The following is a 4,636-nucleotide window of genomic DNA, read 5'->3' as shown; positions in this document are numbered from 1 at the left end:
AGGGTGCGCTTGGCGGCGGGCTTGATGCGTTCGACGAGTTCGTCGCCGGCGTCGATCGAAACGCCGGCGGCCGCGTAGGAAAGCTGAGTCATGGTGGATGAGTCTCGGATGGGGTCCGGAAGCCTCTCGGCCCCGGGGGTTGTCGGGATGGCCGTGAGTATAAGACGAAGATCCGGACGCACTCCTCAGAACGGGCCTTCCTTCAGGGGTCTTCGTCTTCATGAAAAGAGATCGGGCGTCGGGTGCGGGGCTCCAAATCGCGGTAAACTCACGGCACTGAAAATCTTGAGCGCAGTCCGAGGTGCGCAGACCTTCCGCCCAATTCCATGCAGGAACCCGATCAGTACCTTCTCGACCTTCCTGAGCTCCAGGAGCGCGAACGACCGACGTTGGAGAACTTCATCGTCGGCGAGAACGCCGAAGCCTTGGCGGCACTCTCGGAAATGCGCGAAGGACGCGGTCCGAAGTTCCTCTATCTGCACGGACCGAAAGGCGCTGGACTCACGCACCTGCTCACCGCCGTCGATCCTGAAAGTGCGGAGCGCACGCAGCCCGTTCCGGGCTACGTGCCCGGCACGAAGCTCTACACGGTCGACGACGTCGACCTGCTCGACACGGGCTACGCGCGTCAGCTTTTCGCACTCCAGAACGCCGTCTACGGCGATGCGGACGCGCGCCTCATCTGTGCGGGGCGTCTCCCCTCCGCACGGCTGCCGCTCCCCGACGGGGTGAAGAGCCGCCTGGCGTGGGGGCTCTCCTACGCCGTGAAGCCGCTTTCGGAAGAGGCCGCCTTTGAAGTGCTCGGCCGCGCCGCCGCGATGCGGGGAATCGAGCTCACGCCCGCGATGGCCGCGTGGATGCGCACGCATCTGCCCCGCAACATGCGGGCGTTGACGCGCGTCTTCGACCTCGCGAATCAGCTGGCGCTCCGCACCAAGCGCAAGGTCACCCTGGCGCTCGTGCGCGAGGCCGCGCGCGTTTTGACGGAGACGGGCCGCGGACTCGACTGACGCGCCCCCCCCCCAACAATACTGAACCGACGACATGAAATTAGCCGTATTCGACCTCGACCACACCCTGCTGCCCCTCGATTCGGGCGACCTGTGGCCGCGCTGGGTCGCCAAGTACGCAGGGGTCGACCCGGCGCCGATCCTGGCCGAGGCCGACCGCTTGAACGCCGACTACCACAGAGGCGAATTCGACCCCGAGGCGCTGACGGGCTTTCATCTGAAGCTTCTCGCGCGCTTTCAGCGCATCTATCTTGACGCCTGGCTCGACGCGTTCATCGACGAAGTGATCCGCCCGGCCGTGAAGCCCGAGGCGCTTGCCCTCGTGGACGAGCGCCGCAGGGCGGGTTGGACGCTCCTCTTGGCGACCGGCACCCACAGCTTCGTCTCCGCCCCCGTGGCGGCGCTCTTCGGCATCACGAACCTCGTCGCGGCGCGTCCCGAAGAGGATGAGAAGGGTGAATTCACGGGTCGTCTTGACGGCTCGCACAGCTACGGCGCGGGGAAGCTGAAGCTCGTCCGCGACTTCATTCACATCCGCGAAACGCTCTGCGGCGACAAGGTCGAGGCGGTGGAGGCCTACAGCGACTCGATGAACGATCTGCCGCTCCTTGACTTCGCGGCGGGGTACGGCGCGGGGAGCCGCGCCGTCGCGGTGAACGCGTCGCCCGCGCTCGCCGACCTGGCGCGCGAGCGCGGTTGGGCGACGATCGAGCTCTTCCCGAAGGAGGGCGCTCATGTTTGAGCAGTTTGTGGAGCGCGTGCGCTCCTGGATGGACCGCGGACCTACGACCGAAATCGTGAAGACGCCGCGCGTCCTCACGAAGGACGAGCACGGGATTGATCCGGCGCTCGTCTCCTGGCAGGCGAGAAAGACCTGCGAGGCGCTTCACCGCCGCGGCTACAAGGCCTACATCGTGGGGGGCGCCGTGCGCGACCTCCTTCTGGGCGTCTCCCCCAAGGATTTCGACGTCGCGACGGACGCGACCCCCGAAGAGGTGAAGCGCGCGCAGCGTCGTGCGGTCATCATCGGCCGACGCTTCCGCCTCGTGCACGTGATGTTCGGCACCGAAGTGATCGAGTGCTCGACCTTCCGCGCGTTGGAAGGCGCCGGCGTCCGGAAGGACGCCGCCGGCCGCGTCGTCTCCGACAACGTCTTCGGCGAAATGTGGGAGGACGCGGCGCGCCGCGACTTCACGATCAACGCGCTCTACTACGACCCGGCGACCGAAGAGCTCTTCGACTACCACCAGGGGTTTGAGGACATCGAGGCGCGGCGCCTGCGCATGATCGGCGTCCCGGAAGAGCGCTACCGCGAGGACCCGGTGCGCATGATGCGCGCCGTGCGCATCGCAGCGAAGTTGGGCTTCCGGATTGAGCGCGCGACGGAGCGCCCCATCCCGAAGATGGGGAAGCTCCTCATGAACGTGCCCTCGGCCCGACTGGTCGATGAGCTTTTGAAGCTCTTTACCTGCGGGCACGCCGTGGCGTGCCTCAAAAAGCTTCGCGAAGAGGGCCTCGACAAGGCGATTCTGCCGGTCCTCTCCGTGGTGCTCTCGGAGCCCGACGGCGAGAAGTTTTTGATGCTGGCGCTGGAGCGCACCGACGAGCGCATCGCGGTCGGAAAGAAGATTTCGCCGTCGTTTCTCTTCGGGACGCTTCTTTGGCCTCAGGTCGTCAAGCGTTGGCGCCACAACGAAGAAAACCGCGGCATGGGCCGCATGGCGGCCCTTCATGCCGCCTCGATTGAGGTGCTCGACACGCAGACGCAGCAGCTCTCGATCCAACGGCGCTTCCAAAACGACATGCACGATCTCTGGATGCTCCAGGGGAAGTTGGAGCGCCGTACCGGCAAGTCCGCCTACTCGGTGATCCACCACCCGCGCTACCGCGCGGCCTACGACTTCATGCTGCTCCGTTCGATGACGGGTCACGTCCCGGTCGAGCAGGTGACGTGGTGGGAGCGCTTTGCGGAAGGCGACGACGAATCCCGTGCGGTGCTCATCTCTGAAGCTCAGGTTGAAGCCCGCCGTACGGGTGACGCGGCGCGCCAAGGTGCCAAGCGCCGTCAGGACGCGGGCGCCGACGCCGTCCCTGAGGGCGGCGAAGAAAAGAAGCGTCGCCGCCGTCGTCCGCGCCGCCGGTCCCGCTCGAAGCGCCCGGAGGGCGAATCGTGAGCTCCAACGCCGCTGTGCCCCGACGGGCTTTGGTGGGGTTGGGCGCCAATCTGGGCGACGCCGCCGGGACGCTTCGCGAAGCCCAGAAGGCGATCGGCCGCATCAAGGGCGTCCAGAGCATCCAGGCGAGCCGCTTCTATGCGACGTCGCCCGTCGACGCGGGCGGCCCCGACTACGTGAACGCCGTCGCGCTTTTGGAGACGACGCTTGCGCCCGAAGCGCTCCTCACCGAGCTTCAGACGATTGAAAAGGCCTTCGGCCGCGTGCGGCCGAAGGGCGTCGTCAACGCGCCGCGCACGTTGGACCTGGACCTACTCCGGATGGACGGGGAAACCCGTGAGACGGACGTGCTCACGCTCCCGCACCCCAGGATGACCGGGCGTCTCTTCGTGCTCGTCCCCTGGCTTGATGTGGAGCCCGATGCGGTGCTGCCGGACGGCCGGAGCGTGCGAGACGCGGCTGAGGCCCTTCGGGCGTCGGACCCCTCGCAGATGATCCGAGTGCTTTGATTTGCTGTGCGGTCAAAACTTGACGGCAGCCCCATGGTTGCGGCATACTTCGAAACTCCCCCGGATGGCGGAATGGTAGACGCAGCGGATTCAAAATCCGCCGGGTAAAACCGTGAGAGTTCGAGTCTCTCTCCGGGGACCAATGGCCTAGGATTTGATGAAAACCAGGTTGTTGCGAGAAATTGAGCAAATCAAAAGGCACTTTAAAAGGTGCCTTTTTTGTTGTCTGCACCCCGGAGCGTCGTCCGAAAGACTGAAACACCTCCGTGCCGATGCTGCTTTGAAGTCGTCCGCCCTGACGGCCGGACAGATCTCAAAACGACGACGGGCGACCCGAAGGCCGCCCGTCCGTGGGCCGAAGTCCTACCCCGTCAACCCGCCACGTTCCTCAGGAAGGCCGCAAGGTCCGCAAGTTCTTCCCGGGCCAGACCGTGGTCGACGTCGTAGGTGCGCCAGAGGAAGGAACGGTTCACTTCAGAGAGCAGCGACGCGCCGCGCTCCGCGACGAGCGGCGACACCACGTCGTCGAAAAGCCCGTGCGCCATGAAGATCGGGGTGCGGCGGCCGGCGTCGGTCGCCTCGCCGTAAAGACGCGTCGCAAGGGGGAGGTACCCCGAGAGCGCCACGATCCCGCCCAAGGGACGGCGCAGACGCAGACCCGCATGAAGCGAAATCGCCGCACCCTGCGAGAAGCCGCCCAACACGATGCGCTCGTAAGGAACGCCTTGAGCGGCGATTTCGTCGATCAGCTTCGCGACGCGGCGGGCGGACTCGGTGATGCCGATCTGGTCCTCGTTTTCGTCGATGCGGTCGCTTCTGATGTCGTACCAGGCGCGAAGCGGATAGCCCGGATGCGCGGAAATCTCGCGCACGGGGGCGTTCGGGAGGACGAAGCGGCAGACGGGCGCGCCGAACTCCAAAAGCTCGTCCGGGAAGGGCGCGA

At 65.9% G+C, this 4,636-nt stretch carries 5 protein-coding genes and 1 tRNA gene; 5 read left to right on the top strand and 1 reads right to left on the bottom strand.

From position 1 onward, the window contains the following. The first annotated feature begins 326 nt into the window (after nucleotides 1-326). The 5 genes from HMPREF9440_RS02255 (at nucleotide 327) to HMPREF9440_RS02235 (ending at nucleotide 3,835) form a co-directional block, all read left to right on the top strand. Nucleotides 327-1,010: an HdaA/DnaA family protein gene (locus HMPREF9440_RS02255; protein WP_008541089.1), complete on the top strand. Its 684-nt coding sequence runs from the start codon at nucleotides 327-329 to the stop codon at nucleotides 1,008-1,010. 34 nt (nucleotides 1,011-1,044) lie between these two features. After that, nucleotides 1,045-1,752 carry an HAD family hydrolase gene (locus tag HMPREF9440_RS02250; protein ID WP_008541087.1) on the top strand — a complete coding sequence of 236 codons (708 nt, stop codon included), beginning with the start codon at nucleotides 1,045-1,047 and terminating at the stop codon, nucleotides 1,750-1,752. Beyond that, complete coding sequence (gene pcnB / locus HMPREF9440_RS02245) at nucleotides 1,745-3,184, top strand: polynucleotide adenylyltransferase PcnB (RefSeq protein ID WP_008541085.1); 1,440 nt, start codon at nucleotides 1,745-1,747, stop codon at nucleotides 3,182-3,184. The genes HMPREF9440_RS02250 and pcnB overlap by 8 nt, the downstream gene beginning before the upstream one ends. Further along, the gene (folK, locus tag HMPREF9440_RS02240; RefSeq protein WP_008541084.1) at nucleotides 3,181-3,693 is read left to right on the top strand and encodes a 2-amino-4-hydroxy-6-hydroxymethyldihydropteridine diphosphokinase; all 513 of its coding nucleotides are present in this window, start codon (nucleotides 3,181-3,183) and stop codon (nucleotides 3,691-3,693) included. The genes pcnB and folK overlap by 4 nt, the downstream gene beginning before the upstream one ends. 58 nt (nucleotides 3,694-3,751) lie before the next feature. Further along, nucleotides 3,752-3,835 (top strand) — tRNA-Leu (locus HMPREF9440_RS02235). 229 nt (nucleotides 3,836-4,064) lie between these two features. Here the strand turns inward: HMPREF9440_RS02235 and HMPREF9440_RS10905 are convergent. After that, a partial coding sequence (locus tag HMPREF9440_RS10905; RefSeq protein ID WP_008541083.1) for an alpha/beta hydrolase occupies nucleotides 4,065-4,636 on the bottom strand: 572 nt, incomplete at its 5' end.

Origin of the sequence: Sutterella parvirubra YIT 11816 (assembly GCF_000250875.1) — a bacterium.
GTDB lineage: Bacteria > Pseudomonadota > Gammaproteobacteria > Burkholderiales > Burkholderiaceae_F > Sutterella > Sutterella parvirubra.
This window is presented reverse-complemented; position numbering and strand designations above follow the sequence as displayed.